The sequence below is a fragment of the Pseudomonas trutticola BRTCR10 genome (assembly GCF_056155105.1).
Genome location: NZ_CM149552.1, coordinates 73,987 through 98,487, shown reverse-complemented (window position 1 = coordinate 98,487; position 24,501 = coordinate 73,987). Strand labels below are relative to the sequence as shown.

Sequence of the window (24,501 nt, the reverse complement as noted above, 5' to 3'; positions counted from 1 at the left end):
TTACTATACGTATATCGCGACAACTTCGATCTTACGGATTAATGATACTTACATAAGCCTTGGCCAGCGCAATCAACTTCGCCTTGTCGTCGTTATCAATATCGCCATCACCGTCCACATCGTTCTTGTTGGTGCGAACAGTGAATGTCTTGCCACGGTCGCTGGATACCGCCACCACGTAGGCCGAGTCAACCAGCGTCTCGGTGGACAGCTCCTGCTCGGCGTTCCAGCCCAGCTCCTTGCGCGCAAGTTGCATCGAAACAATGGTATTGGGCTCCGATGCATTGGGCAGCATCATTTGCATAAAGACGCCGCGTTGATTGAGGTAAGACATGAATTAAATCCTTTTAATTAGTTATCAGGCAAGTGCCGTTGGAACTGGCCAAGACTATATTCGATAATTTGTCGCGACAACGGGACATATGTATCCCGGATTGTACTTTGCACTTATATATAAACTTTGCCAGTCAGCACGTATCCCATCGCCGAGCGGTACTGGATCACATCGGGCTTGCCCGTGTACTGTATGTATATACAGATCAGGAGCCTGCCCAATGATCAACCCTCTCCCCCCTCGCGGACGCGGCACCGCGACCAACCCGCACAACCGCTTCGCACCGAATCGCTCGGTGGCCGAGGATGACGGCTGGTATCAGGAAGTACCCGAGACGCAAAACACCGAAGTGATGATCGAAACGGCGAAAACCATCATTACTCGCAACACCTCACCGGATCTGCCCTTCGATCGCTCGATCAATCCCTATCGCGGCTGCGAGCACGGTTGCATCTATTGCTATGCGCGGCCCAGCCACGCCTATTGGGACATGTCGCCGGGGCTCGACTTCGAAACGAAGCTGATCGCCAAGACCAACGCTGCGCAGGTGCTGGAAGAACAGTTGAGCAAGCGTGGCTATGAATGCGCGCCGATCAATCTGGGCTCCAACACCGATCCGTATCAGCCGATCGAGCGCGAACACAAAATCACCCGCCAGACCCTCGAAGTGCTGTTGCGCTACCGGCATCCGGTGACCATCGTCACCAAGGGTTCGCTGATCCTGCGCGATCTCGATTTGCTCGCCGAACTGGCGCAGCATCGGTTGGTGGCGGTGATGATCAGCCTGACCACGCTGGACGATGAACTCAAACGTATCCTTGAGCCGCGCGCCGCTGCACCCAAGGCACGATTGCGCGCTATTCGGGTCATGCGTGAAGCAGGAATTCCGGTCGGCGTGTTGTGTTCGCCGATGATTCCGATGATCAACGACAGCGAAATCGAAAGCCTGCTCACCGAGGCCCACGCGGCCGGTGCGCAAAGTGCGGCGTACATGATGTTGCGCTTGCCGCTGGAAGTGGCGCCGCTGTTCGAAGAGTGGCTGAACGCGCACTACCCGCAACGCGCCGCACATGTGCTGAGCCTGATCCGCCAGAGCCGTGGCGGCGAGCTCTACGACAGCCGTTTCGGCGCGCGGATGCGCGGCGAAGGACCGTTTGCCGACCTGCTCGCGCAACGTTTTGCCAAAGCGATCAAGCGCCTGGGGCTCAATCATCGCGAGGGCTACAATCTCGACTGCACAGCCTTCTGTCCGCCGGGTCGCCAGATGTCGTTGATTTAGCGACAATTGGCTTATGGTTGAGGGGTTGGAAACCTTCCGCCGAGATCACTCAGTCACGTTTTTTGTGACCTGGAACACACGTTCTAGAGCGTTTGATTCAGTTTGAGTTAAGTTTCGGCGGCTACCTTGTTCATCGAGTGACTGACGGGTCTGGATGACCCGGATGTTTAAACAGCCACTGGCTTCATACCGGAATACCGGGGAAGACTCCCTGAATCCGCCTAAGAGGATGAATCATGAGTGACAAGGATAAACAGCCGTTGGCTGCGTCGGCGCAAACCCCAGAAGCGGAATCCGCCGATGCAGCGCTGCGACAGATCGTAGACGGCTTTTTGCATTTTCATCATGAGGTTTTTCCGCAGCAGGAAGAACTCTTCAAGAAACTCGCCACGGCCCAGGCGCCTAAAGCGATGTTCATCACGTGCGCCGACTCGCGCATCGTCCCTGAGCTGATCACCCAGAGCTCCCCGGGCGATCTGTTCGTGACCCGTAACGTCGGCAACGTCGTTCCGCCGTACGGCCAGATGAACGGCGGCGTTTCCACCGCGATCGAATACGCGGTGCTGGCCCTCGGCGTGCAGCACATCATCATTTGCGGCCATTCCGATTGCGGCGCCATGCGTGCGGTACTCAACCCGGACAGCCTGGAAAAAATGCCGACAGTCAAAGCCTGGCTGCGCCACGCCGAAGTCGCGAAAACCATGGTGCATGACAACTGTCATTGCGCCGACGAAAAAGAAAGCATGCCGATCCTCACCGAGGAAAACGTCATCGCCCAATTGCAGCACTTGCGTACCCATCCTTCGGTAGCCTCGCGCATGGCGAACGGTCATCTGTTCATCCATGGCTGGGTCTACAACATCGAAACCAGTGAAATCAAAGCTTACGACGCGGACCAGGGACGCTTCCTGCCGCTCGACGGCAGCCATCCGATTCCGGTGGCGACGCCCAAAGCACGCTTCTAAATCTTCCTAAAAATCTGTGTGGTTTGACGCCCGTCGCTGTTTCAGCGACGCGGCCTCACCACGCCTGAAGAAAACTTCGGGAGAATCGCCATGCGTGCGGCTCAATTGAAAGCGGTGTTGCCACGGGAGCTACTGGCTTCAGTGGTTGTGTTTCTGGTCGCCCTGCCGCTGTGCATGGGCATTGCGATTGCGTCAGGGTTGCCCCCGGCCAAAGGCCTGATCACCGGGATCATCGGCGGTCTGGTGGTCGGCTGGCTGGCGGGTTCGCCGTTGCAGGTCAGTGGGCCGGCGGCGGGGCTGGCGGTGTTGGTGTTTGAACTGGTGCGCCAGCACGGCATCGAGATGCTCGGGCCGATTCTGTTGCTCGCCGGATTTCTGCAACTGGTGGCCGGGCGATTGAAGCTGGGTTGCTGGTTTCGGGTGACGGCGCCAGCGGTGGTGTACGGCATGCTCGCGGGGATCGGCGTCTTGATCGTGCTGTCGCAGGTGCATGTAATGCTCGATGCCGCACCGAAACCGTCCGGGCTGGACAATCTCACCGCATTCCCAGGCGCGGTGGCGCAGGCCTTGCCGTCGTTCGGCTGGCAGGCCGGGTTGCTCGGGCTGGCAACGATTGCGGTGATGTGGCTATGGGAAAAATTCCGCCCGCAATCGCTGCGTTTTGTTCCCGGCGCATTGCTGGGTGTGGGTCTGGCGACGGGTGCCAGTCTGCTGCTGGCATTGCAGGTCAAGCGCGTCGAGGTGCCGGCGAATCTGGCGGAGGCCATTGATTGGTTGAAACCTGCCGACCTGCTCAGTCTGGCCGATCCGACGCTGTTGATCGCCGCGTTCGCCGTGGCCTTCATTGCCAGCGCGGAAACCCTTTTGTCGGCCGCGGCGGTAGATCGCATGCACAGCGGCGTACGCTCGGACTTCGACCGTGAGCTGTCGGCGCAAGGTGTCGGCAACATGCTCTGCGGTCTGGTCGGCGCGTTGCCGATGACCGGAGTGATCGTGCGCAGTTCGGCCAACGTCCAGGCCGGTGCGACTACGCGTTATTCGACGATCTTCCATGGCCTGTGGCTGCTGGCGTTCGTGTTGTTGCTGTCGAGCGTGCTGCAAAGCATTCCGGTGGCGAGTCTGGCCGGGGTGCTGGTTTATACCGGTTTCAAACTGGTCGACCTGAAAGCCTTCCGTGGCCTGAGCCGCTACGGGCGGATGCCGATGTTCACCTACGCGGCAACGGCGCTGGCAATCATCTTCACGGATCTGCTGACCGGTGTGTTGGTCGGTTTCGGTCTGACCCTGGTGAAACTGGCGTTCAAGGCTTCACGCCTGAAGATCAGCCTGATCGATCTGCCGAAGGACGGCGAGATGGAGTTGCGTCTGGTCGGGGCGGGGACGTTCCTCAAGGTGCCGGCGTTGACGCAGGTGTTGAACACGATTCCCGAAGGCACGACGGTGCATGTGCCGCTCAATAACCTGAGCTACATCGACCATTCATGTCTGGAGTTGCTGGAAGAATGGGGCCGGGCAAATGCGGCGAAGGGGTCGAAACTGTTGATTGAGTCGCGGGGGTTGAAGCGACGGCTTGAGGGCAGGGTTCGGACCAATACCGGAATCGGTGCGGCCGGATAAAAACCTTGTGGGAGCTGGCTTGCCAGCGATAGCGGTGTGTCAGTCAACAGAGATGTTGGATGATCTACCGTAATCGCTGGCAAGCCAGCTCCCACAGGTATTTGTGGTGTGACGCGGAGTTACGCGGCGGGTTGATCCAGCTCCAGGCCCACACCCAGTCGGCGGCTCATGCACGGCCAGCGTTTCCACGCGGCGCCAGTATCAGGGCTGCTGAGTTTTTCGCGGTAGGCTTCTACCGACTCCAGCGCAAAGCTGTCGTCGTCGAGCATGCTGTCCACGGCGTGGTGCACGACTTCATCCAGTTCATTGGCAAATTTCTCACCGAGCAACTGGTGAGCAATCAGGTTGGCGACCGTCATGTCCAAGGGGATCAGTGGCTGGCCGAAATGCTTGATGTACAGGTCGTTGACCTCTTCGACAAAGCGGTGCGCCAGATAGGCTTCGTCCAGCAGATGTTCCAGGCCAACCGGAGGCTGGAGGAAATACTGTTCGGCGATTTTCAGCACCGGTTTGATCTGTGACTCGATTCCCGCTTCCCTGGCGACTTCATTGGCTGCGTCCAGCAGGTCAGGTACTTCGTCGATATAGGCTTCGACAAAACGCGTCAATACAGCCTTGGCATCCGTCTCCGGTAATTGGATAGAGGGGTGCAGGTGAGGCAGTTGTTCTTCCAGTTGACGGGTCAACCGTCCGGTTTCGTTTTCGTGTTGTCGGGCTTTTTGGATCTGCTCGCGCAATGCGGCGGTGTTCATGAAAACTCCAGGAAACAAGGCAATGAAATAGGGAAGACATAAGTTAGCTGGCTTACGAAAAATGCTAAGACGCATTTGTCATAATTATTTCATCCTTGATGCGCCTGCGTTATATCGGTTTGCCACCACTCGTCTGCATCCTTCTCCATTCGTGCCCTTGAGCGCAAGCCTTCGCTGTTTCAGTTGATTTACGTGTGCACATTGCAATTTCCCGCCGCTGTCTATACTCGCCAATGAATGGAGTTAGCTGATGACGCCCGACTGCACCCGCAGCAAGGCCCGGCGATTCAAGTTCGTAGTCTGATGCAGCCGCTCCCTTGCCGCAGGCGAAAGCCGGCGGGATAACAAGAACGATAAGGGGAACCCGCAATGATGCGACATCCACACGTCTGGATGGGCCTCCTGTTGTGGTCGATTTTCAGTCCGGCGCATGCCGCCTGGACTGTGAATATGGCGCCTGGAGCGACTGAAATCAGTCACGCAGTATTCGACCTGCACATGACCATTTTCTGGATCTGTGTGGTGATCGGGATCATCGTCTTCGGCGCCATGTTCTGGTCGATGATGGTGCACCGCCGTTCTACCGGGCAGGTCGCCGCAAAATTCCACGAAAGCACCACCGTCGAAATCCTCTGGACCATCGTACCGTTCGTGATACTGGTGGCGATGGCCGTTCCGGCGACCGCCACCCTGATCAAGATGTACGACACCAGTGAGCCGGATATCGATATCCAGATCACCGGTTATCAGTGGAAGTGGCACTACAAATACCTGGGCCAGGACGTCGAGTTCTTCAGCAACCTGGCCACCCCCGCCGAACAGATCCACAACAAGGAAGCCAAGGGCGAGCATTACCTGCTCGAAGTCGACAAGCCATTGGTGCTGCCGACCGGGGCCAAGGTGCGCTTCCTTGTAACCTCCGCCGACGTTATCCACTCGTGGTGGGTGCCGGCCTTCGCGGTAAAACGCGATGCGATTCCGGGGTTCGTCAACGAGGCGTGGACGCGCATCGACAAGCCCGGCATTTACCGTGGCCAGTGCGCCGAACTCTGCGGCAAGGATCACGGCTTCATGCCGATCGTCGTCGAGGTCAAGGAGAAGACCGATTACGACAAGTGGCTCGCCGACCGCAAAGCCGAAGCCGCGCAGCTCAAAGAGTTGACCAGCAAGGAATGGACGCTCGACGAACTCAAGGAGCGTGGCGACAAGATCTATCACACCACCTGCGTCGCCTGTCACCAGGCCGAAGGCCAGGGTCTGCCGCCAATGTTCCCGGCACTCAAAGGCTCGAAAATCGCCACCGGACCGAAAGAAGGCCATTTGAGCATTGTCTTCCACGGCAAGCCCGGCACCGCCATGGCAGCGTTCGGCAAGCAGCTGTCGGAAGTCGATATCGCGGCGGTCGTGACCTATGAACGTAACGCCTGGGGCAACAACAAGGGCGACATGGTCACGCCAAAAGAAGTGCTGGAGCTGAAACAGGCGGAAAGCAAATGACCCGGTCTATCGCGCAGACAATCCATCGGCCGGGGCATCGCGCCCCCGCCCGCCCAGCTCACTCGTTTACAGGAGACAGGCCATGAGCGCTGTAATCGATGACCACGGTCATGCCGACCACGCCCACGGCCCCGCCAAAGGCCTGATGCGCTGGGTGCTGACCACCAACCACAAGGACATCGGCACACTGTATCTGTGGTTTGCGTTTTCCATGTTCCTGCTCGGCGGTACGTTCGCGATGGTGATTCGTGCCGAACTGTTTCAGCCGGGACTGCAGATCGTCGAGCCGGCGTTCTTCAACCAGATGACCACCATGCACGGTCTGGTGATGGTCTTCGGTGCGGTCATGCCGGCCTTCGTCGGCCTCGCCAACTGGATGATCCCGTTGATGATCGGCGCGCCGGACATGGCCTTGCCACGGATGAACAACTTCAGCTTCTGGCTGCTGCCGGCAGCTTTCATCCTGCTGGTTTCGACCCTGTTCAGCGCCGGTGGCGGGCCGAATTTCGGCTGGACGTTCTACGCACCGCTGTCGACGACCTACGCCCCCGAAAGCGTGACCTACTTCATTTTCGCCATCCACCTGATGGGGATCAGTTCGATCATGGGCGCGATCAACGTGGTCGCCACCATCCTCAACCTGCGCGCCCCCGGCATGACCCTGATGAAAATGCCGCTGTTCGTCTGGACCTGGCTGATCACCGCGTTCCTGCTGATCGCGGTGATGCCGGTGCTGGCCGGGTGCGTGACGATGATGCTGATGGACATCCACTTCGGCACCAGCTTCTTCAGTGCCGCCGGTGGCGGTGACCCGGTGTTGTTCCAGCATGTGTTCTGGTTCTTCGGGCATCCCGAGGTGTACATCATGATCCTGCCGGCGTTCGGCGCCGTCAGCTCGATCATCCCGACGTTTTCGCGCAAGCCGCTGTTCGGCTACACCTCGATGGTCTACGCCACGGCGAGCATCGCGTTCCTGTCATTTATCGTCTGGGCGCACCACATGTTCGTGGTGGGCATCCCGCTGGTGGGCGAACTGTTTTTCATGTACGCCACGCTACTGATCGCCGTGCCGACCGGGGTCAAGGTGTTCAACTGGGCCAGCACCATGTGGCAGGGCTCACTGACCTTCGAAACGCCAATGCTGTTTGCCGTGGCGTTCGTGATCCTGTTCTCCATCGGCGGTTTCTCCGGGCTGATGCTGGCCATCGCCCCGGCGGACTTCCAGTATCAGGACACCTACTTCGTGGTCGCGCATTTCCACTACGTGCTGGTGCCGGGGGCGATCTTCGGGATCTTCGCCTCCACCTACTACTGGCTGCCGAAATGGACCGGCCACATGTACGACGAAACCCTCGGCAAGCTGCATTTCTGGCTGTCGTTCGTCGGCATGAACCTGACGTTCTTCCCGATGCACTTCGTCGGTCTGGCGGGGATGCCACGACGGATTCCGGACTACAACCTGCAATTCGCCGACTTCAACATGGTCTCCTCGATTGGCGCGTTCATGTTCGGCACCACGCAGCTGTTCTTTCTGTTCATCGTGATCAAGACCATTCGCGGCGGCCCGCCGGCACCGGCCAAACCGTGGGATGGCGCTGAAGGCCTGGAATGGAGCGTGCCGTCCCCGGCGCCGTATCACACCTTCACCACACCGCCGGAAGTGAAATGAACACTTTTCGCCCTGTGACAAACATTGTGGGAGCTGGCTTGCCAGCGATGGGGCCATTGCAGTGTGTCAGTCAGGCAGCCATCGCTGGCAAGCCAGCTCCCACAGGGTTCTCGGCAGAGGGTTGGAACCATGGCTGACTCGATCTCGATGAAAAAACTCGTCACCCGCCTGCTCGGGGTGGTGGTGGCGATGTTTGTCTTCGGCTTTGCCCTGGTGCCGATCTACGACGTGATGTGCAAAGCGTTCGGCATCAACGGCAAGACCGCCGGGCAGTACGAGGGCGAGCAGGTGGTCGACACTTCGCGCCAGGTGCGCGTGCAGTTTCTGTCGACCAACACCGCCGACATGCCATGGGATTTCTACCCCAAGCAAGACGAACTCACCGCCAACCCCGGCGCGGTCAACGAGATGATCTTCATCGCGCGTAATCCCACCGACAAACCGATGAGTGCGCAAGCCGTGCCGAGCATCGCGCCGAGCAACGCGGCGGCGTATTTCCACAAGACCGAATGTTTTTGTTTTACCCAGCAGGTGCTGCAGCCCGGTCAGCAGATCGAGATGCCGGTGCGCTTCATTGTTGACCGCGACATGCCCAAGGATGTGAAGCACCTGACGCTGTCCTACACGCTGTTCGATATCACCGCCCGACATCCTCCGGTAGCTGTAAACACTGGCGGTTGAGCGTGCCCGATAAGGAGAACAATAAATGGCAACTCATGAGCATTATTACGTTCCGGCCCAAAGCAAATGGCCGATCATCGCCACCTTCGGCATGGCCATCACCGTGTACGGCCTCGCCACCTGGTTCAACGATCTAAAAGCCGCACGCCCGGAATCCCATGGGCCGTACATCTTTTTCGTCGGCGGACTGCTGCTGGCGTACATGCTGTTCGGCTGGTTCGGCACGGTGATCAAGGAAAGCCGTTCGGGACTGTACAGCCCGCAGCTGGATCGCTCGTTTCGCTGGGGCATGAGTTGGTTCATCTTTTCCGAGGTGATGTTCTTCGCCGCGTTCTTCGGTGCGCTGTTTTACGTGCGACACGTCTCCGGCCCGGCGCTGGGTGGCGAAGGCCCGAAAGGCATCGCCCACATGCTCTGGCCGAACTTCCAGTTCACCTGGCCGCTGCTGCATACCCCGGATCCGAAACTGTTCCCGCCACCGAAGGAAGTCATCAGCCCGTGGGGCCTGCCGCTGATCAACACGATTCTGCTGGTCAGCTCCAGTGTGACCATCACCATCGCCCACCATGCGCTGAAGAAGGGCCATCGCGGCGCGCTGAAAATCTGGCTGGCGATCACCGTGCTGCTCGGCTGCGCGTTCCTCGGTTTCCAGGCTGAGGAATACATTCACGCCTACCACGAACTGGGGCTGACCCTCGGTTCGGGCATTTATGGCGCGACATTCTTCATGCTCACCGGTTTCCACGGCGCCCACGTCACCATCGGCACGATCATTCTGTTTGTGATGCTGATGCGCATCATGAAGGGTCACTTCGACGCCGACCATCAGTTCGGTTTCGAAGCGGCGAGCTGGTATTGGCACTTCGTCGATGTGGTGTGGATCGGCTTGTTCATCTTCGTTTACGTGCTCTGAGGAGCAACGCTACCAAGGCGCATGCGACACCAGTTGGCCGCTGTAGAAACCCCAGGCGATCAAGCCGACGGTCGCCGCGGCCAATGCCACCCGAACACTCAAGGCGATGACCAGGCGATTCGAGCTGCTGTCGTCCTTGACCAGGAAAAACAGGCCGCTGAACAGGCTGATCACCGTGGCAATCAGCAGCACGACGATGGCTGCTTTGAGCATGGGAAGACTCCGGGGGACAGGCGATGCAGTTGAGTATAGCGATCGCGACGACTGACTTTGTGGCGCAGCCATGAAGCGCTTTCGTCCGGGCGTGATACCGACCGTGGTGGTGGCGTTGTTGCTGCCGCTGCTGGTGTCGCTGGGCTTCTGGCAACTGGGCCGGGGCGCGGAGAAAACCGCCCTGCTCGCCAGTTATGCCGAACGTCGCGCCGCCGAGCCGATGGCCAGCAGCGAATTGCTGCACAGCGCCGACCCGGCCTATCGCCGCGTGCATCTATATGGCCAGTTCGATGCCGCGCACAGCTTGCTGCTGGATAACCGCCAGCGTAACGGCAAGGTCGGCGTGGAGCTGCTGCAACCGTTTCAGGATCAACGCACAGGCCTGTGGCTGCTGGTCAATCGCGGTTGGCTGCCGTGGCCGGATCGCCGCGTGCCGCCGCAATTCACCACGCCCACTGATGCGCTGAATCTCGACGCCTGGGCCTACGTCGCCCCCGGCGCAACCTTCCAGTTGCACGCCGATCCGGTCAGCAGCACCTGGCCGCAAACCATCACCGCCGTCGAGCCGGCCAAGTTGTGGAAAACCCTCGACCGCGACGGCTTCGCCTACGAGGTGCGTGCAGAACAAGGCCCGGCCAGCTACGAGGCCGATTGGCCAGTGGTCGCCATGGGCCCGGAAAAACACCTCGGTTACGCCGTGCAGTGGTTCGCCATGGCCACAGCCCTGCTTGGCCTCTACCTCTATTTGGGCTTGCACAACGCAAAGGAGAAAAACCATGGGAACGGCCATGAATCCACCCAGCATGTCTGAGGCGAAACCTGCCGCCACCCGTCGGCGTGGGCGCATTCAACTACTGCTGATTGTGCTCGGCGTGATCGGTCCGATGATCCTCGCCACCGGCATGTACAAGTTGCAGTTCTGGGTGCCGGAGGGTCGCAGCTACCACGGCGAACTGATCGGCAACGGTCAGACTCGCGCCGACCTTGGCGTGGTCGCCGATGAGCAGCGCTGGCAGATGCTGGTCACCGCGCCCAAGGATTGCGCCGTCGATTGCCAGCAGTTGGTGTATCTGGCGCGGCAGATCCAGATCGGCCTCGGTCGTGATGCCAGCCGCGCCAGCCACGCCCTGGCCGCCGCACAGCCTTTGGGTGCTGACTACGAAGCCAAATTGACCCGTGAATATCCGCAACTTCAACGCTATCCCTTGGATGTCACCACCTTCAGCAAGACCACTGGCGACAAAGCCACCCCACAACTGTGGATCATCGACCCGCACGGCAATCTGGTGCTGCGCTACGACCCGAACGTCAAAGGCAAGGACTTGCTCAACGACCTGCGTCACCTGCTGAAACTGTCGAACATCGGATAAGGGCATCGTCATGGCCAAACCTGGATTTCGCCTCGCGCTGTTTGCCACCCTGCTGGCCCTGATTGTGGTGCTGCTCGGCGCCTACACCCGCCTGACCCACGCAGGTCTGGGCTGTCCGGACTGGCCGGGCTGCTACGGCTTTATCAGCGTGCCAAAAAGCGAAGCCCAACTGGCCCATGCCGAACTGCATTACCCCGACTCGCCGGTGGAGGCGCACAAGGGCTGGAACGAGATGATCCACCGCTACTTCGCCGGCACCCTCGGCCTGCTCATTTCGATTCTGGCCGGGCGTGCCTGGGTCAATCGGCGTCATCCGGGGCTGCCGTTGAAACTGCCGCTGTTTCTGTTGGCGGTGGTGTTTGCGCAAGCGGCGTTCGGCATGTGGACGGTGACGCTCAAGCTCTGGCCGCAAGTGGTCACCGGGCATTTGCTTGGCGGTTTTGCGACCTTGAGCCTGCTGTTTTTGCTGACGTTGCGATTGTCCGGGGTGCTGCCGGCGCTGACCGTGCCCAAGCGTTTGCAGTATTGGGCGACCGCTGGCCTGTTACTGGTGATCGGCCAGATCGCCCTCGGTGGCTGGGTCAGTTCCAATTATGCGGCGGTGGCCTGCATCGACTTCCCGACCTGCCACGGCCAATGGCTGCCACCCGCCGACTTCGCCAACGGCTTTCACCTGACTCAACACATCGGCCCGAATTATCTGGGTGGACAACTCGACAGCGATGCGCGCACGGCGATTCATTTGACCCACCGCATCGGCGCGTTGTTGGTGACGTTGGTGCTGCTCGGTCTGGCGTGGCAATTGAAAGTGGTCGGGATGACGCGGTTGGCCGGATTGGTCGTGGTCGCGCTCGGCGCACAGATCACCCTCGGCATCAGCAACGTGCTGTTCCATCTGCCGCTGCCGGTGGCCGTGGCGCATAACGCCGGCGGTGCGGCGCTGTTAATGACCATGGTGCTGGTCAATTACCACGCGCGGACCAGTCTGGTCCGGGTCAAACAACCGGTGCTCGCGCGCTGGCGCCTGAGCCCGCGTAAACACGCGGCCGCGCCCATCACAATAAAAGGAGAAACGCCGTGGCGATTCTGATTGGCGAACGCCCGCATCAGGCGATCTGGCGTGACTATCTGGAGCTGACCAAGCCAAAAGTCGTGGTGCTGATGCTGATCACCTCGCTGGTCGGCATGTTCCTCGCGACCCGCGCCGGGGTGCCGTGGACGGTGCTGGTGTTCGGCAATCTGGGCATCGCGCTGTGTGCAGGCGGTGCGGCGGCGGTCAATCATGTGGTGGATCGGCGCATTGATGCGGTGATGGCGCGCACGCATAAACGGCCAATGGCCGAGGGCCGGGTTTCGCCTGCCGCTGCACTGACCTTTGCGCTGGTGCTGGCGCTGCTCGGTCAGGCGTTGCTGCTGACCTTCACCAATGCGCTGACAGCGTGGCTGACGCTGGCTTCGCTGCTCGGTTACGCGGTGATCTACACCGGTTTCCTTAAACGCGCGACGCCGCAGAACATCGTCATCGGCGGCCTCGCCGGCGCCGCACCGCCGCTGCTCGGCTGGACCGCCGCCACCGGCCACGTCAGCGCCGAACCGCTGTTGCTGGTGCTGATCATCTTCGCCTGGACGCCGCCGCACTTCTGGGCGCTGGCGATCCATCGCAAAGAGGAATACGCCAAGGCCGACATCCCGATGCTGCCGGTCACTCACGGCGAGCACTACACCAAGGTGCACATTCTGCTGTACACCTTCGCGCTGCTGGCGGTGAGTCTGCTGCCGTACGTGATCCACATGAGCGGCACGCTCTACCTGATATGCGCCCTAGCCCTCGGCGCGAGGTTTCTGCAATGGGCCGTGGTGCTGTACCGTGGCACTCGGCCGCACGCGGCGATCAACACGTTCAAGTACTCTATCTGGTACTTGTTTCTGCTGTTCATCGCCCTGCTCGTAGACCACTACTTACTGTTGAACCTATGACTCGAACCCAGAAAACCGTCTTCATCCTCGTCGCCGTGATCGCGCTGATCCTGGGACTTACCGTCAACAAAGTGCTGAGCGGCAAGGGCCAGGGCGACCCGACCGCGTTGATCGACGCCGGCATTATTCTGCTGCCGCAGAGCCGCACCCTGCCGAACGTGACGATGACCGATCAGGACGGCAAACCGGTCGCCATCGACGAGTTGAAGGGCAAGTGGAGCCTGCTGTTTTTCGGCTACACCTTCTGCCCGGACATCTGCCCGACCACATTGGCGCAACTGCGGCAGATCAAGAGCGAACTGCCTAAAGACGCTGTGGATAAGTTGCAGATCGTATTGGTCAGCGTTGATCCGAATCGGGATAACCCGAAGCAGTTGAAGCAGTACCTGGGTTACTTTGATCCGCAGTTCGTTGGCCTTACGCCGAGCTCAATCGAAGAACTGCAAAAGGTCGCCAACGCGGTGAGCATTCCGTTTATTCCGGCGGACACCAGCAAGCCGAATTACACCGTGGATCACAGCGGGAATCTCGCGGTAATTGGCCCGGACGGGACGCAGCGTGGCTTTATCCGTGCGCCGTTGAACAACGCCAAACTGGTGGCGCAGCTGCCGGTGATGCTTAACCGCAAATAACCGCCTAAAGGCAAAAGCCCCTCACCCTAAACCTCTCCCGGAGGGAGAGGGAACTGAATGGGGGATGCTGAAGAAATACGCCGACGTGAAAGTGCTGGCCGAATCCATAATCGAATGAATCTTTCAGGTCGATGCATAGCGCCAGACACCTCGGTCGGCCCCCTCTCCCTCGGGAGAGGGCTGGGGTGAGGGGAAGCTTCACAGCAGCTCCAAAGCCAAACACCAGACACAAAAAAGGGGACGCACATTGCGTCCCCTTTTTCGTTGCAGCGATCTAAATCAGAACGCCGGCAGTACCGCGCCTTTGTACTTCTCGGTGATGAATTGCTTCACTTCCGGGCTGTGCAGGGCGGCAGCCAGTTTCTTCATTGCGTCGCTGTCCTTGTTGTCCGCACGGGACACGAGAATGTTCACGTAAGGCGAATCGTTGCCTTCGATCACCAGCGCGTCCTTGGACGGATCGAGCTTGGCTTCCAGCGCGTAGTTGGTGTTGATCAGGGCCAGATCGACCTGGGTCAGCACGCGCGGAATGGTCGCGGCTTCCAGTTCACGGATTTTCAGATCTTTCGGGTTTTGGGCGATGTCTTTGAGGGTCGACAGAATGTTGGTCGGGTCCTTCAGAGTGATCACGCCAGCCTTGGCCAGCAGCAACAGCGCACGGCCGCCGTTGGTGGCGTCGTTCGGGATCACCACGTTGGCGCCGCTTGGCAGGTCTTTCAGATCCTTGATCTTGCTCGAGTAAGCGCCCAGCGGTTCCAGGTGCACACCAGTCACAGCCACCAGGCTGGTGCCCTTGGCCTTGTTGAACTCATCGAGGTACGGCTGGTGCTGGAAGAAGTTGGCGTCCAGACGCTTTTCGGCAACCTGTACGTTCGGCTGGATGTAGTCGGTGAAGACCTTGACCTTCAGATCCACGCCTTCTTTGGCCAGGGCCGGCTTCACGAACTCGAGAATTTCCGCGTGTGGCACCGGAGTGGCGGCAACGGTGAGGGTTTCGGCGTGGGCCGAGAATGCCGCAATGGCAGCGAAAGCAGCGATCAGTTTTTTCATTCAGCTAACTCCTTTTGAGGCGCCCGTCTGGCGCCTGCCAGCGAATGGCCGGCTCATCTCTAAGTTACAAAAACCGGTTATTTGCGCGAGAAATGTACGACCAGTCGATCACCGACCATTTGCAACACTTGCACCAGGATCAACAGCAGGACCACGGTGACGATCATCACGTCGGTCTGGAAACGCTGATAACCGAAACGGATCGCCAGGTCACCCAGGCCACCGGCGCCGACCACACCGGCCATCGCCGTATAGGACACCAAGGTAATCGCCGTCACCGTTATCGCTGCAAAGATGCCCGGACGGGCTTCCGGCAGCAAGGCGTTCATGATGATCTGCCGCGTGGTCGCGCCCATCGACTGGGTTGCTTCGATGATGCCGCGATCGACTTCACGCAGCGCGGTTTCCACCAGACGCGCGAAGAACGGCGTGGCCCCGACCACCAGCGGCGGAATCGCACCGGCCACGCCCAGCGACGTACCGGTGATCAGCACGGTGAACGGGATCATCACGATCAGCAGAATAATGAACGGTAGCGAACGCAGAATGTTCACCGCCAGCGACATGACCGCGTAGAAGCCACGGTTTTCCAGAAGCTGACGCGGGCTGCAGAGGAACAGCAACACGCCCAGCGGCAGGCCGAGCAGCACGGTGAACAGCAGCGAACCGCCAAGCATCAGCATGGTGTCGCCGGTGGCCAGCCAGATTTCGTACCAGTCGATATTGGTGAAGAAACTGATCAGGTCTTCCATTAGCGCAATACCTCCATGTGAACGTCAGCGGCGGTGAAGCGGGCGAACGCCGCTTCCATGTCGCCACCGGTGACGGCGAGGGTCAATTGCCCGTACGGAATGTCTTTGATGCGGTCGATGCGACCGGCGAGGATGCTGTAGTCGACGCCAGTTTCGCGGGCGACGGTACCGAGCAACGGCGCGTAGGTCGCTTCGCCCTGGAAGGTCAGACGCACGATGCGGCCGGGCACGTGAGCGAAGTCATCGCGCTGCTCGCTTTCGTCGATCTGCTCGCTTTCCTGGACGAAACGCTTGGTGGTCGGGTGCTGCGGATGCAGGAACACATCGGCCACCGAACCTTGCTCGACGATCACGCCGGCATCCATCACGCCAACCTGATCGCAGACGCGGCGGATCACATCCATCTCGTGGGTGATCAGCACGATGGTCAGCTTCAGTTCGCGGTTGATCTCGGCCAGCAGTTGCAGAACCGACGCCGTGGTTTGCGGGTCGAGAGCGCTGGTGGCCTCGTCGCAGAGCAGGATTTTCGGCTTGGTCGCCAGGGCGCGGGCGATGCCGACGCGCTGCTTCTGGCCGCCGGACAACTGCGCCGGGTACTTCTTGGCGTGATCGGACAGGCCGACGCGCTTGAGCAGCTCGGCGACGCGCTTGTTGATTTCGCTGCTCGACAACTCACCGGCCAGGGTCAGCGGCAACGCAACGTTGTCGGCCACGGTCTTGGAGGCAAGCAGGTTGAAGTGCTGGAAGATCATCCCGACTTGCTGGCGGAAACGGCGCAGGCCGTTGGCGTCCAGCGCGGTGACTTCTTCGCCGTCGACGATGATCTTGCCGCCACTGGATTGTTCCAGGCGATTGATCAGACGCAGCAGGGTACTTTTGCCCGCACCGGAATGACCGATCAGGCCGAAGACCTGACCGTTCTCAATCTTCAGACTGGTCGGGTGCAGGGCGGGAATGTCCTTACCGGCGACGCGGTAAGTCTTGTGGACGTTTTGAAACTCGATCACGTAGCGAACCTTGTGGGGCGCGTTAGAAAAGGATCAGCGGTTAGCCGGGCGCGCATTTTAGCCTGTCCGTATAGAGGTTCTTAGCATTTATTTCGCAATTAACCTTCGATTTGGCAATAACAAGATCAAAGGTCATAAAAAAGGAACGCCCGTTCCTGCTCATCGGTCACTAGTTAAGCGACTTGAAACCCTGGGTAACCGTGCCCGGAAACGCTCAAGAGTCCCCGTTGAAAAGGGGTCAAACGAGGAGTTTACGTCTGATGAGTACCAAGAAACCTACCACCGGCAAAAGTGAACTGGCTGGAACCGATACCCCGGATCGCGCCAACACCAATACCAAACTCGACAGCCTGGAGAAATTTCGCTCCGACGCCACCGGCCAGGCCCTGCGCACCAACCAGGGCGTGAAAATCGCCGACAACCAGAACACCCTCAAGGTGGGCGCCCGCGGCCCATCGCTGCTGGAAGACTTCATCATGCGTGAAAAGATCACGCACTTTGACCATGAGCGGATCCCGGAGCGCATCGTCCACGCCCGCGGCACCGGCGCACACGGTTTCTTTCAGGCTTACGAGAACCATGCCGCGCTGACCAAGGCTGGCTTCCTACAGGATCCGGGGAAAAAGACCCCGGTATTCGTGCGCTTTTCCACTGTTCAAGGACCCCGCGGCTCCGGCGACACCGTACGTGACGTGCGCGGTTTCGCGGTGAAGTTCTTCACCGATGAAGGTAACTTCGACCTGGTCGGCAACAACATGCCGGTGTTCTTCATTCAGGATGCGATCAAGTTTCCCGACTTCGTCCACGCGGTAAAACCTGAACCGCACAACGAAATCCCGACCGGCGGCTCTGCTCACGATACATTCTGGGACTTTGTCTCGCTGGTGCCGGAATCGGCGCACATGGTCATTTGGGCCATGTCTGACCGGGCGATCCCGAAAAGCCTGCGCAGCATGCAGGGCTTTGGCGTGCATACCTTCCGGCTGGTCAACGCCGAGGGCAAATCGCGCTTCGTCAAATTCCACTGGCGCCCTACCGCCGGCACTTGCTCGCTGGTGTGGGACGAGGCGCAAAAACTCGCCGGTAAAGACACCGACTACCACCGTCGCGACCTCTGGGAAGCCATCGAGATGGGCGACTACCCGGAATGGGAGCTGGGCGTGCAGGTCATCGAGGAGGAAAACGAGCATGACTTCGATTTCGACATCCTCGACCCGACCAAGCTGATCCCCGAAGAAATCGTGCCGATTACGCCGCTGGGCAAGATGACCCTCAATCGCAATCCGGACAACTTCTTTGCCGAGACCGAGCAGGTCGCGTTCTGCCCGGGCCATATCGTGCCGGGGATCGACTTCTCCAACGACCCGCTGCTGCAAGGTCGTCTGTTTTCCTACACCGATACGCAGATCAGCCGACTTGGCGGGCCGAACTTTCACGAGCTGCCGATCAACCGCCCGGTCGCGCCGTTCCACAACGGTCAGCGTGATGCCCAGCACCGCACGGTGATCGACAAGGGTCGTGCGTCTTACGAGCCGAACTCGATTGACGGTGGCTGGCCGAAAGAAACCCCGCCGGCCGCGCAGGACGGTGGTTTCGAGACGTACCCGGAACGCATCGACGCCGCCAAGATCCGCCAGCGCAGCGAATCGTTCAGCGATCACTTCTCGCAAGCGCGGCTGTTCTTCAACAGCATGAGTGCCCATGAGAAAGAGCACATCATCGCCGCCTATAGCTTCGAGCTGGGCAAGGTTGAGCGCGAGTTCATCCGAGCACGTGAGGTGAACGAGATTCTCGCCAACATCGATCTGGAACTGGCCAAACGTGTGGCGGCCAATCTGGGTCTGCCGGCACCAACCAAAGGCACGGTGGAGGTGCGCAAGACCTCCTTCGACAATTCGCCTTCGCTGAGTCAGGCCAATCTGTTACCGGAGAACATCAAGACGCGAAAAGTGGCGATTCTTGCTGCCAACGGCGTTGATGGTGCGGCGATTGATGCAATGAAGAAGGCATTGGCCGCTGAAGGTGCGCATGCCAAGTTGCTTGGCCCGACTTCGGCGCCAGTGAAGACTGCCGACGGTAAAAGCTTGCCAGTGGATGCATCGATGGAAGGCATGCCTTCGGTAATTTTCGATGCGGTGTTCGTGCCAGGTGGTGCGGCGTCCGTCAAAGCACTAAGCGGTGACGGCGTGGCTCTGCATTACATGCTGGAGGCATACAAGCATCTGAAGGCGATTGCACTTCAGGGCGAAGCCAAGCAGTTGTTGGATGTTTTGAAGCTGGAGGCAGATGCCGGGTTGCTGGAGGGCAAGGATGTTGGCGCGCTGACCAAGCCGTTCTTTGCCGCGATCGGGCAGCATCGGGTCTGGGCTCGGGAGCCTAAGGCGAAAGCCATTCCGGCCTAAGAAATTAGGCGACTGGTAAGACGTCATCGCGGGCAAGCCCGGTCCCACAGGATCACACTGTACCTGTGGGAGCGGGCTTGCCCGCGATGCTTTTACGGTTTACGCGGAATCAGAACCATCTGCGCCGGGACTGTGCGCACGATCTGCTTATGGATCTGCAGATCGAAATCCGGATTCAACTTCTTCACGCGCTTGCTCAGCAACGTCGACAACCATGGATAGTCATTGGTACGCGGCGCCTGAATGGTCACTGCACACTCATAATTCACCACATCGGCGGCGATCGCATCCAGTTGGCGGCGAAGTTTGCGGCTATCGGTGATATTCAGTGCAACCGTGGTGCTCTCGGCAGTCGGGTCGATCACCTTGGCTTTGGGCTTGGCTTCGGCCGCGAGCAACGCCGCTTCAGCCTTTTCCAGCTCAGCCTTGCGCGCTTCGGTGATGGCACCATTGACGCCACCGGTCAGCGCCGGGGCTTTAGGCATCAAGGCGCGGGCCCGGCTCAGCGCCGTAGCCGCTGCATTCACATCACCTTTCTGCAGCACGATCTGGCTGCGGCGCAGATACGCTTCGGCCAATTGCCGCTGGTATTGCTCAAGGGACTGATCGTTGGGGGTTTCGACCTGCAAAGCGGCCAGTTGGTCTTCGGCGGTGGCCAGTTCGCTGCTGGCCAGGCTTTGCTCCAGCTGTGCGATGGCCGTAGCCCGCGCATCGGGGACTTCGGCCACCGGCGGCGTGCTTTGGCAGGCGCCCAGCAGCACGGAAAATGCGACAAGGAGCAGATAACGGGAGGCGAACGGCTTCATTCCTGCGACTCTCTAATTGCGCAAAAAGCGAGCAAGTCTACACCCCTCGACGGGGCAGAACAAAACTCAGCAGAAACAGTGCGGCCGCCGTCACAACGATTGACGGGCCGGCCGGGGTGTCCTTGAACCATGACAGCGCCAGCCCGCCACACACGGCGAGTATGCCCAGCAGGCTCGCGCCCAGGGCCATCTGCTCCGGCGAACGGGCGTGACGCTGTGCCGCAGCCGCCGGGATGATCAACAGCGAAGTAATCAGCAACACACCGACGATTTTCATCGCCACCGCGATCACCACCGCAATCAACAACATCAGCGCCATACGCAGACCCGCCACCGGCAAGCCCTCGACCTTGGCCAGCTCTTCATGCACGGTGATCGCCAGCAATGGCCGCCACAGCGCCACCAGCACAACCAGCACCGCCGCGCTGCCGCCAAGGATCCACGCCAGATCGGTCGGACTGATCGCCAGCAGGTCGCCGAACAGATAGCCCATCAGGTCAATCCGCACTTCATGCATGAAGCTTAGTACCACCAGCCCGAGAGAGAGCGTGCTCGGCGCGAGAATTCCCAACAACGTGTCAGACGCCAGCGGTTGACGCTGTTGCAGCGTTACCAGCAGCACCGCCAGCAGCAGGCAGCCGACCGTCACCGCGACCGTCGGGCTGACATCCAGCAAAAAGCCCAGCGCCACGCCGAGCAATGCCGCGTGGGACAAGGTATCGCCGAAATAGGCCATGCGCCGCCAGACCACAAACGATCCGAGCGGTCCTGCGACCACCGCCAACGCCAAGCCTGCGAGCAGGGCATACAACAGAAAATCAGCCATGCTTGCAGTTGTCTCCGTGAACGTGAGGTTGGCCAATAACCGGCCCTTTGACTACCGAGCCATGCAGGTCGTGAGCATGGTCGTGATGGTGGTGATAGATCGCCAGGCTCTGTGCGTTCTTGCCGAACAGCTCGACGAACGCCGGGTCGCCGCTGACCTGCTCGGGATGCCCGGAGCAGCAGACGTGACGGTTCAGGCACACCACCTGATCGGTGGTGCTCATCACCAGATGCAAATCGTGCGACACCATCAACACGCCGCAACCGTGGCGATCGCGCAGACGGGTGATCAGGCTGTAGAGCTCGGCCTGGCCCGCGACATCGACGCCCTGCACCGGCTCGTCGAGTACCAGCAATTCCGGTTCGCGCAGCAGCGCCCGGGCCAGCAGCACACGCTGCATTTCACCACCGGAAACGCTTTGCACCGGGCTGTCGATCACGTGTTCGGCGCCGACTTCCTTCAACGCCGCCAACGCACGCGGGCGATCAACCCCCGGCACCAGTCGCAGAAAACGCAGGACCGAAAGCGGCAAGGTCGGATCGACGTGAAGTTTTTGCGGCATGTAGCCGACGCGCAGCTTCGGCTTGCGCCAGACGCTGCCGCTGTCTGGCTTCAACAGCCCGAGTACGGCGCGTACCAGCGTGGTCTTGCCGGCGCCATTAGGGCCGATCAGGGTGACGATCTGCCCCGGCTCGACGCTCAGCTCGATGTTGTCCAGCACAGCCTGCCCGGCAAACGTCACGGCGACCTGTTCCAGACGGATCAGCGCGTTGCTCATCAAGCCCCCTGGCAACCGGAGCAGAGGCCGACGACTTCGACGGTCTGCGCCTCGACGATGAAACCAACGTCCTTGGCGCTGTTGATGATCGCGTCGCTGATCACTTTCTGCTCAAGTTCGATAGCGGCGTGGCAGTCGCGGCAGATCAGGAACTGGCCCTGATGCGCGTGCTCCGGGTGCACACAGCCAACGAAGGCGTTGAGCGAGGAAATGCGATGCACCAGGCCGTTTTCCAGGAGGAAATCCAGCGCACGATACACGGTAGGCGGCGCAGCCCGGCGACCGTCCTGCTCGCTGAGCACGGCGAGGATGTCGTAGGCGCCCAGCGGCTTGTGGCTCTGCCACACCAGCTCCAGCACCCGACGGCGCAACGCGGTCAGGCGCAAGCCTTTCTGGGCGCACAAGGTATCGGCCTCGGACAATGCGCTGTGCACGCAATGAGAGTGGTCGTGGGGACGGCTGGCAATCGGTGTAATAGGCATGGGCGGCGACGAGTTTTGATAGAGACGTTATTATGTTACCCGTTCTCGCCTCCTTGAGTGGTCATCGTGTCCCGACTTTTTTCTGTTTTTGTGGCGTTTGTCGCCAGTTTTCTGCTGATCGGTTCGGCTCAGGCCGAAGTCAAAGTCCTCACCAGCATCAAGCCGTTGCAGCTGATTGCAGCGGCTGTGCAGGACGGCGTGGCGATTCCCGAAGTGCTGCTGCCGCCCGGCGCCTCGCCGCACAATTACGCCCTGCGCCCATCCGACGTACGGAAGGTGCAGTCGGTGGATCTGCTCTACTGGATCGGCCCGGACATGGAAGGTTTCCTGCCGCGCGTGCTGAACGGCCGGACGCTGCCGAGCGTGGCGGTGCAGGATCTGCCGGGGATGAAGTTGCGTCGTTTTGCTGAAGATAGCCATTCCCATGCCGAAGAGGCTGACGAGCATGACCACGATCACCGCCCGGGCACGCTGGATGCACATTTGTGGCTATCGCCGGTCAACGCGCGGGTAATTGCCGACAAGATGGCAGCTGATTTGAGCGCTGCCGACTCGGCGAATGCCGAGCGTTATCAGAGCAATGTCAAGGCTTTCGACGAACGTCTGGATGCGCTGGATCAGCGTTTGAAGCAGCGTCTGGCCAGCGTTGAAGGCAAGCCGTACTTCGTCTTTCACGAAGCGTTCGATTACTTTGAAGAGGCTTATGGCCTGAAGCACACCGGCGTTTTCAGTGTGGCCGCCGAAGTGCAGCCGGGCGCGCAGCATGTCGCGGCGATGCGCAAGCGGTTGCAGGAAGTGGGCAAGACCTGTGTGTTCAGCGAGCCGCCGCTGCGTCCGCGTCTGGCAGAGACATTAGTGGCCGGCCTGCCGGTGAAACTGGCGGAGCTGGATGCACTGGGCGGATACACCCCGGCGACAGCCCAGGGTTATGAACAGGTATTGGAAAAGTTGGGCAATGATCTGGCCGGCTGCCTGGAATCGTTGTAACAACCCAAAACCTGTGGCGAGGGAGCTTGCTCCCGCTTGAGTGCGCAGCACTCACAAAAATCTGGCTGAGTGCCAGAATTTTGGGGCCGCTGCGCAGCCCAGCGCGAGCAAGCTCGCTCGCCACAGTTCAGAGGGCGAAGGGTAAAGGTGTATTGACCGCCTGCCGCTGCGCCAAGCGCTCTTCAAATTCTTTTGGATCGTGAATCAGCACATCCTGCCCGGCAAACTGCTCTGCCGCGATCAACCGCGACAGCCAGAACCGCACACACGCCACGCGCAGCATGGTCGGCCATAGCTCGGCTTCTGCCGCCGTGAACGGACGCAATGTCGCATAGGCACCGAGGAACGCCCGCGCCCGCGGCCCATCGATCAGACCGTCATCGTCCGAACACCAGTCGTTCAAGGCAATTGCCACGTCGTAGAGCATCGGCCCCGAGCAGGCGTTGTAGAAGTCGATCAGCCCGGTCAGGTGCGTACCTTCGAACATCGCGTTGTCGCGAAACAGGTCGGCATGAATATTCGCCCGGGGCAGCGCAAGAATCTTGTCTTTGCGCTCGGTGATTTCATCCAGGGCCTTTTGCAGCAGGGCACGCGGCTCATCGCTCAGATGCGAAAGAAACTCGGTGCCCTCCTCCAGCATCCAGTCCAGGCCACGATCGGTCTTGCGCTTGATCATGCGCTCGCCCTGCGTCGCCAGGTGCAGATGCGCCTGCAACTCGCCGACTTGCGCGCAATGCTGAGCGTTGGCGACCTTGATGTGCTTGCCGGACAGACGCGGTTGCAGCAGTGCCGGCTTGCCTTTGAGTTCACGCAATGCCACGCCGTCAGTGGTGCGCAGTGCGTAAGGCACCGGCAGATCGGCTTCATGAAGGACGTCGAGCAGGTCGATGAAGAACGGCATTTCCTGAACAGGGCCGCGCTCGACCAGGGTCAGGACGAATTCGCCCTGCTCCAGACTGATGAAGAAGTTGGTGTTTTCACTGCCGGCGGCGATCCCCTGGAAATCAAGCAGACGGCCAAGCCCGTAAGGGGCGAGAAAGGTTTCCAGCTCGGGCCGAGCCAGGGGAGTGAACACAGACATGGTTAAAAACTGCTCAGTTCTGGCGCCGCTTTCGCGCGGCGCCGATTAAAAGTCGGGAAACTTACTTCCAGGTAAAAATTTCCCACGACGGAATCAGCATATCCGGCTGATCAGATCGGATGTAGTTCGCATCCGTACCATCGGCGCGGACCAGGAAATACGGTTTGCCGCCCTTCGGCGTGACCTTGATCGCATACACGAAGCCACTGCGGCTGTATTCCTGAATGACCTTGTCGCCTTCCGTGTGCGTGTTGATGGTTACTTCCGGCTCCGAGGCCGGCGCATCATCCGCCGCCATCGCGGCCAATGGTGAGGCAGCAATCAGACTGACCAGCAGCAAGCGATTTAACGTACGCATGATAACCTTGTCCCTTTGTCGTCAACGGTCCCGCTATTCTAGCGCCGGGCCCGCCGAAAAGGTTGATTCTGCT

The 24,501-nt window shown here is 60.0% G+C and carries 26 protein-coding genes; 14 read left to right on the top strand and 12 right to left on the bottom strand.

Annotation, left to right across the window (positions count from 1 at the left end):
- Positions 1-31: 31 nt before the first annotated feature.
- Positions 32-334 (bottom strand): hypothetical protein, encoded by a 303-nt coding sequence (locus ACVVH8_RS00455; RefSeq protein ID WP_475227956.1) that lies wholly within the window; start codon positions 332-334, stop codon positions 32-34.
- 220 nt (positions 335-554) lie between these two features.
- On the opposite strand from ACVVH8_RS00455, the gene ACVVH8_RS00450 reads away from it, so the two are divergent.
- From ACVVH8_RS00450 to ACVVH8_RS00440, 3 genes are all read left to right on the top strand, one after another.
- On the top strand, positions 555-1,613 hold the full coding sequence (locus ACVVH8_RS00450) for a PA0069 family radical SAM protein (protein WP_475227953.1): 1,059 nt from the start codon (positions 555-557) through the stop codon (positions 1,611-1,613).
- A gap of 236 nt (positions 1,614-1,849) precedes the next feature.
- Positions 1,850-2,578 carry a carbonic anhydrase gene (locus ACVVH8_RS00445; protein WP_064116616.1) on the top strand — a complete coding sequence of 243 codons (729 nt, stop codon included), beginning with the start codon at positions 1,850-1,852 and terminating at the stop codon, positions 2,576-2,578.
- A 90-nt stretch (positions 2,579-2,668) separates the two neighbouring features.
- Positions 2,669-4,195 (top strand): SulP family inorganic anion transporter, encoded by a 1,527-nt coding sequence (locus tag ACVVH8_RS00440; protein ID WP_103306456.1) that lies wholly within the window; start codon positions 2,669-2,671, stop codon positions 4,193-4,195.
- Between the two features lie 119 nt (positions 4,196-4,314).
- Here ACVVH8_RS00440 and ACVVH8_RS00435 read toward each other — a convergent pair whose 3' ends face one another.
- Positions 4,315-4,947, bottom strand: a complete 633-nt coding sequence (locus ACVVH8_RS00435) for a hypothetical protein (protein ID WP_103302944.1) — start codon at positions 4,945-4,947, stop codon at positions 4,315-4,317.
- 369 nt (positions 4,948-5,316) lie between these two features.
- On the opposite strand from ACVVH8_RS00435, the gene coxB reads away from it, so the two are divergent.
- The 4 genes from coxB to ACVVH8_RS00415 all read left to right on the top strand — a co-directional run bounded on the left by coxB (position 5,317) and on the right by ACVVH8_RS00415 (position 9,707).
- Positions 5,317-6,444, top strand: coding sequence for a cytochrome c oxidase subunit II (coxB, locus tag ACVVH8_RS00430; protein WP_475227951.1), 1,128 nt, complete (start codon positions 5,317-5,319; stop codon positions 6,442-6,444).
- An 82-nt stretch (positions 6,445-6,526) separates the two neighbouring features.
- Complete coding sequence (gene ctaD, locus ACVVH8_RS00425; RefSeq protein ID WP_315448762.1) at positions 6,527-8,113, top strand: cytochrome c oxidase subunit I; 1,587 nt, start codon at positions 6,527-6,529, stop codon at positions 8,111-8,113.
- Positions 8,114-8,242: 129 nt separating this feature from the next.
- Complete coding sequence (locus tag ACVVH8_RS00420) at positions 8,243-8,794, top strand: cytochrome c oxidase assembly protein (protein ID WP_475227949.1); 552 nt, start codon at positions 8,243-8,245, stop codon at positions 8,792-8,794.
- A 25-nt stretch (positions 8,795-8,819) separates the two neighbouring features.
- Positions 8,820-9,707 carry a cytochrome c oxidase subunit 3 gene (locus ACVVH8_RS00415; protein ID WP_213027132.1) on the top strand — a complete coding sequence of 296 codons (888 nt, stop codon included), beginning with the start codon at positions 8,820-8,822 and terminating at the stop codon, positions 9,705-9,707.
- Between the two features lie 9 nt (positions 9,708-9,716).
- On the opposite strand, the gene ACVVH8_RS00410 is transcribed toward ACVVH8_RS00415, so the two are convergent.
- Positions 9,717-9,920, bottom strand: coding sequence for a twin transmembrane helix small protein (locus ACVVH8_RS00410; protein ID WP_041073718.1), 204 nt, complete (start codon positions 9,918-9,920; stop codon positions 9,717-9,719).
- 70 nt (positions 9,921-9,990) lie between these two features.
- Here ACVVH8_RS00410 and ACVVH8_RS00405 point away from each other — a divergent pair, with 70 nt between their 5' ends.
- Genes ACVVH8_RS00405 through ACVVH8_RS00385 form a run of 5 tightly spaced genes read left to right on the top strand, consistent with a single transcriptional unit; the run spans position 9,991 to position 13,899 of the window.
- A complete protein-coding gene (locus ACVVH8_RS00405) occupies positions 9,991-10,731 on the top strand; it encodes an SURF1 family protein (RefSeq protein ID WP_475227947.1) in 741 nt (246 codons plus the stop codon).
- Positions 10,697-11,290 carry a hypothetical protein gene (locus ACVVH8_RS00400; RefSeq protein WP_103302938.1) on the top strand — a complete coding sequence of 198 codons (594 nt, stop codon included), beginning with the start codon at positions 10,697-10,699 and terminating at the stop codon, positions 11,288-11,290. Before ACVVH8_RS00405 ends, ACVVH8_RS00400 begins: the two co-directional genes overlap by 35 nt.
- Before the next feature lie 10 nt (positions 11,291-11,300).
- A complete protein-coding gene (locus tag ACVVH8_RS00395; RefSeq protein ID WP_103302937.1) occupies positions 11,301-12,380 on the top strand; it encodes a COX15/CtaA family protein in 1,080 nt (359 codons plus the stop codon).
- On the top strand, positions 12,368-13,267 hold the full coding sequence (gene cyoE / locus ACVVH8_RS00390) for a heme o synthase (protein WP_475227944.1): 900 nt from the start codon (positions 12,368-12,370) through the stop codon (positions 13,265-13,267). Before ACVVH8_RS00395 ends, cyoE begins: the two co-directional genes overlap by 13 nt.
- Positions 13,264-13,899: an SCO family protein gene (locus ACVVH8_RS00385; RefSeq protein ID WP_213027129.1), complete on the top strand. Its 636-nt coding sequence runs from the start codon at positions 13,264-13,266 to the stop codon at positions 13,897-13,899. Before cyoE ends, ACVVH8_RS00385 begins: the two co-directional genes overlap by 4 nt.
- Positions 13,900-14,178: 279 nt before the next feature.
- On the opposite strand, the gene ACVVH8_RS00380 is transcribed toward ACVVH8_RS00385, so the two are convergent.
- From ACVVH8_RS00380 to ACVVH8_RS00370, 3 genes are all read right to left on the bottom strand, one after another.
- On the bottom strand, positions 14,179-14,949 hold the full coding sequence (locus tag ACVVH8_RS00380) for a MetQ/NlpA family ABC transporter substrate-binding protein (RefSeq protein ID WP_475227942.1): 771 nt from the start codon (positions 14,947-14,949) through the stop codon (positions 14,179-14,181).
- Between the two features lie 77 nt (positions 14,950-15,026).
- Positions 15,027-15,701: a methionine ABC transporter permease gene (locus tag ACVVH8_RS00375; RefSeq protein ID WP_103302932.1), complete on the bottom strand. Its 675-nt coding sequence runs from the start codon at positions 15,699-15,701 to the stop codon at positions 15,027-15,029.
- Entirely contained in the window at positions 15,701-16,708 is a 1,008-nt protein-coding gene (locus ACVVH8_RS00370; protein WP_103302931.1) for a methionine ABC transporter ATP-binding protein, read from the bottom strand. Before ACVVH8_RS00370 ends, ACVVH8_RS00375 begins: the two co-directional genes overlap by 1 nt.
- Positions 16,709-16,968: 260 nt before the next feature.
- Between ACVVH8_RS00370 and katE the strand changes: the two genes are divergently transcribed.
- A complete protein-coding gene (katE, locus tag ACVVH8_RS00365) occupies positions 16,969-19,110 on the top strand; it encodes a catalase HPII (RefSeq protein ID WP_475227940.1) in 2,142 nt (713 codons plus the stop codon).
- A gap of 92 nt (positions 19,111-19,202) precedes the next feature.
- Here the strand turns inward: katE and ACVVH8_RS00360 are convergent, their stop codons facing one another.
- The 4 genes from ACVVH8_RS00360 to ACVVH8_RS00345 are packed head-to-tail and all read right to left on the bottom strand — an operon-like array spanning position 19,203 to position 22,002.
- Positions 19,203-19,916 (bottom strand): PA5502 family lipoprotein, encoded by a 714-nt coding sequence (locus ACVVH8_RS00360; protein ID WP_103302929.1) that lies wholly within the window; start codon positions 19,914-19,916, stop codon positions 19,203-19,205.
- A 37-nt stretch (positions 19,917-19,953) separates the two neighbouring features.
- Positions 19,954-20,742, bottom strand: coding sequence for a zinc ABC transporter permease subunit ZnuB (gene znuB, locus ACVVH8_RS00355; protein WP_103302928.1), 789 nt, complete (start codon positions 20,740-20,742; stop codon positions 19,954-19,956).
- Positions 20,735-21,520, bottom strand: a complete 786-nt coding sequence (gene znuC, locus ACVVH8_RS00350; RefSeq protein ID WP_103302927.1) for a zinc ABC transporter ATP-binding protein ZnuC — start codon at positions 21,518-21,520, stop codon at positions 20,735-20,737. Before znuC ends, znuB begins: the two co-directional genes overlap by 8 nt.
- Positions 21,520-22,002: a Fur family transcriptional regulator gene (locus tag ACVVH8_RS00345; RefSeq protein ID WP_007911760.1), complete on the bottom strand. Its 483-nt coding sequence runs from the start codon at positions 22,000-22,002 to the stop codon at positions 21,520-21,522. Before ACVVH8_RS00345 ends, znuC begins: the two co-directional genes overlap by 1 nt.
- A 66-nt stretch (positions 22,003-22,068) precedes the next feature.
- Between ACVVH8_RS00345 and ACVVH8_RS00340 the strand changes: the two genes are divergently transcribed.
- Positions 22,069-22,989: a zinc ABC transporter substrate-binding protein gene (locus ACVVH8_RS00340; RefSeq protein ID WP_475227937.1), complete on the top strand. Its 921-nt coding sequence runs from the start codon at positions 22,069-22,071 to the stop codon at positions 22,987-22,989.
- A 127-nt stretch (positions 22,990-23,116) separates the two neighbouring features.
- On the opposite strand, the gene ACVVH8_RS00335 is transcribed toward ACVVH8_RS00340, so the two are convergent.
- Both ACVVH8_RS00335 and ACVVH8_RS00330 read right to left on the bottom strand, forming a co-directional pair.
- On the bottom strand, positions 23,117-24,070 hold the full coding sequence (locus ACVVH8_RS00335) for a homoserine kinase (RefSeq protein WP_475227934.1): 954 nt from the start codon (positions 24,068-24,070) through the stop codon (positions 23,117-23,119).
- A gap of 61 nt (positions 24,071-24,131) precedes the next feature.
- Positions 24,132-24,428, bottom strand: a complete 297-nt coding sequence (locus ACVVH8_RS00330) for a DUF2782 domain-containing protein (protein WP_213027124.1) — start codon at positions 24,426-24,428, stop codon at positions 24,132-24,134.
- Between the last annotated feature and the right edge of the window lie 73 nt (positions 24,429-24,501).

What these genes read in the sequence shown, in the direction of transcription:
- ACVVH8_RS00445 (WP_064116616.1), top strand. Translation starts at nt 1,850, where the DNA reads ATGAGTGACAAGGATAAACAGCCGTTGGCTGCGTCGGCGCAAACCCCA.
- ACVVH8_RS00410 (WP_041073718.1), bottom strand. Translation starts at nt 9,920, where the DNA reads ATGCTCAAAGCAGCCATCGTCGTGCTGCTGATTGCCACGGTGATCAGC.
- ACVVH8_RS00420 (WP_475227949.1), top strand. Translation starts at nt 8,243, where the DNA reads ATGGCTGACTCGATCTCGATGAAAAAACTCGTCACCCGCCTGCTCGGG.
- ACVVH8_RS00455 (WP_475227956.1), bottom strand. Translation starts at nt 334, where the DNA reads ATGTCTTACCTCAATCAACGCGGCGTCTTTATGCAAATGATGCTGCCC.
- ACVVH8_RS00375 (WP_103302932.1), bottom strand. Translation starts at nt 15,701, where the DNA reads ATGGAAGACCTGATCAGTTTCTTCACCAATATCGACTGGTACGAAATC.
- znuB (WP_103302928.1), bottom strand. Translation starts at nt 20,742, where the DNA reads ATGGCTGATTTTCTGTTGTATGCCCTGCTCGCAGGCTTGGCGTTGGCG.
- znuC (WP_103302927.1), bottom strand. Translation starts at nt 21,520, where the DNA reads ATGAGCAACGCGCTGATCCGTCTGGAACAGGTCGCCGTGACGTTTGCC.
- ACVVH8_RS00335 (WP_475227934.1), bottom strand. Translation starts at nt 24,070, where the DNA reads ATGTCTGTGTTCACTCCCCTGGCTCGGCCCGAGCTGGAAACCTTTCTC.
- ACVVH8_RS00385 (WP_213027129.1), top strand. Translation starts at nt 13,264, where the DNA reads ATGACTCGAACCCAGAAAACCGTCTTCATCCTCGTCGCCGTGATCGCG.
- katE (WP_475227940.1), top strand. Translation starts at nt 16,969, where the DNA reads ATGAGTACCAAGAAACCTACCACCGGCAAAAGTGAACTGGCTGGAACC.
- ACVVH8_RS00360 (WP_103302929.1), bottom strand. Translation starts at nt 19,916, where the DNA reads ATGAAGCCGTTCGCCTCCCGTTATCTGCTCCTTGTCGCATTTTCCGTG.
- ACVVH8_RS00440 (WP_103306456.1), top strand. Translation starts at nt 2,669, where the DNA reads ATGCGTGCGGCTCAATTGAAAGCGGTGTTGCCACGGGAGCTACTGGCT.
- ACVVH8_RS00345 (WP_007911760.1), bottom strand. Translation starts at nt 22,002, where the DNA reads ATGCCTATTACACCGATTGCCAGCCGTCCCCACGACCACTCTCATTGC.
- ctaD (WP_315448762.1), top strand. Translation starts at nt 6,527, where the DNA reads ATGAGCGCTGTAATCGATGACCACGGTCATGCCGACCACGCCCACGGC.
- ACVVH8_RS00380 (WP_475227942.1), bottom strand. Translation starts at nt 14,949, where the DNA reads ATGAAAAAACTGATCGCTGCTTTCGCTGCCATTGCGGCATTCTCGGCC.
- ACVVH8_RS00435 (WP_103302944.1), bottom strand. Translation starts at nt 4,947, where the DNA reads ATGAACACCGCCGCATTGCGCGAGCAGATCCAAAAAGCCCGACAACAC.
- coxB (WP_475227951.1), top strand. Translation starts at nt 5,317, where the DNA reads ATGATGCGACATCCACACGTCTGGATGGGCCTCCTGTTGTGGTCGATT.
- ACVVH8_RS00415 (WP_213027132.1), top strand. Translation starts at nt 8,820, where the DNA reads ATGGCAACTCATGAGCATTATTACGTTCCGGCCCAAAGCAAATGGCCG.
- ACVVH8_RS00405 (WP_475227947.1), top strand. Translation starts at nt 9,991, where the DNA reads ATGAAGCGCTTTCGTCCGGGCGTGATACCGACCGTGGTGGTGGCGTTG.
- ACVVH8_RS00395 (WP_103302937.1), top strand. Translation starts at nt 11,301, where the DNA reads ATGGCCAAACCTGGATTTCGCCTCGCGCTGTTTGCCACCCTGCTGGCC.
- ACVVH8_RS00450 (WP_475227953.1), top strand. Translation starts at nt 555, where the DNA reads ATGATCAACCCTCTCCCCCCTCGCGGACGCGGCACCGCGACCAACCCG.
- ACVVH8_RS00400 (WP_103302938.1), top strand. Translation starts at nt 10,697, where the DNA reads ATGGGAACGGCCATGAATCCACCCAGCATGTCTGAGGCGAAACCTGCC.
- ACVVH8_RS00330 (WP_213027124.1), bottom strand. Translation starts at nt 24,428, where the DNA reads ATGCGTACGTTAAATCGCTTGCTGCTGGTCAGTCTGATTGCTGCCTCA.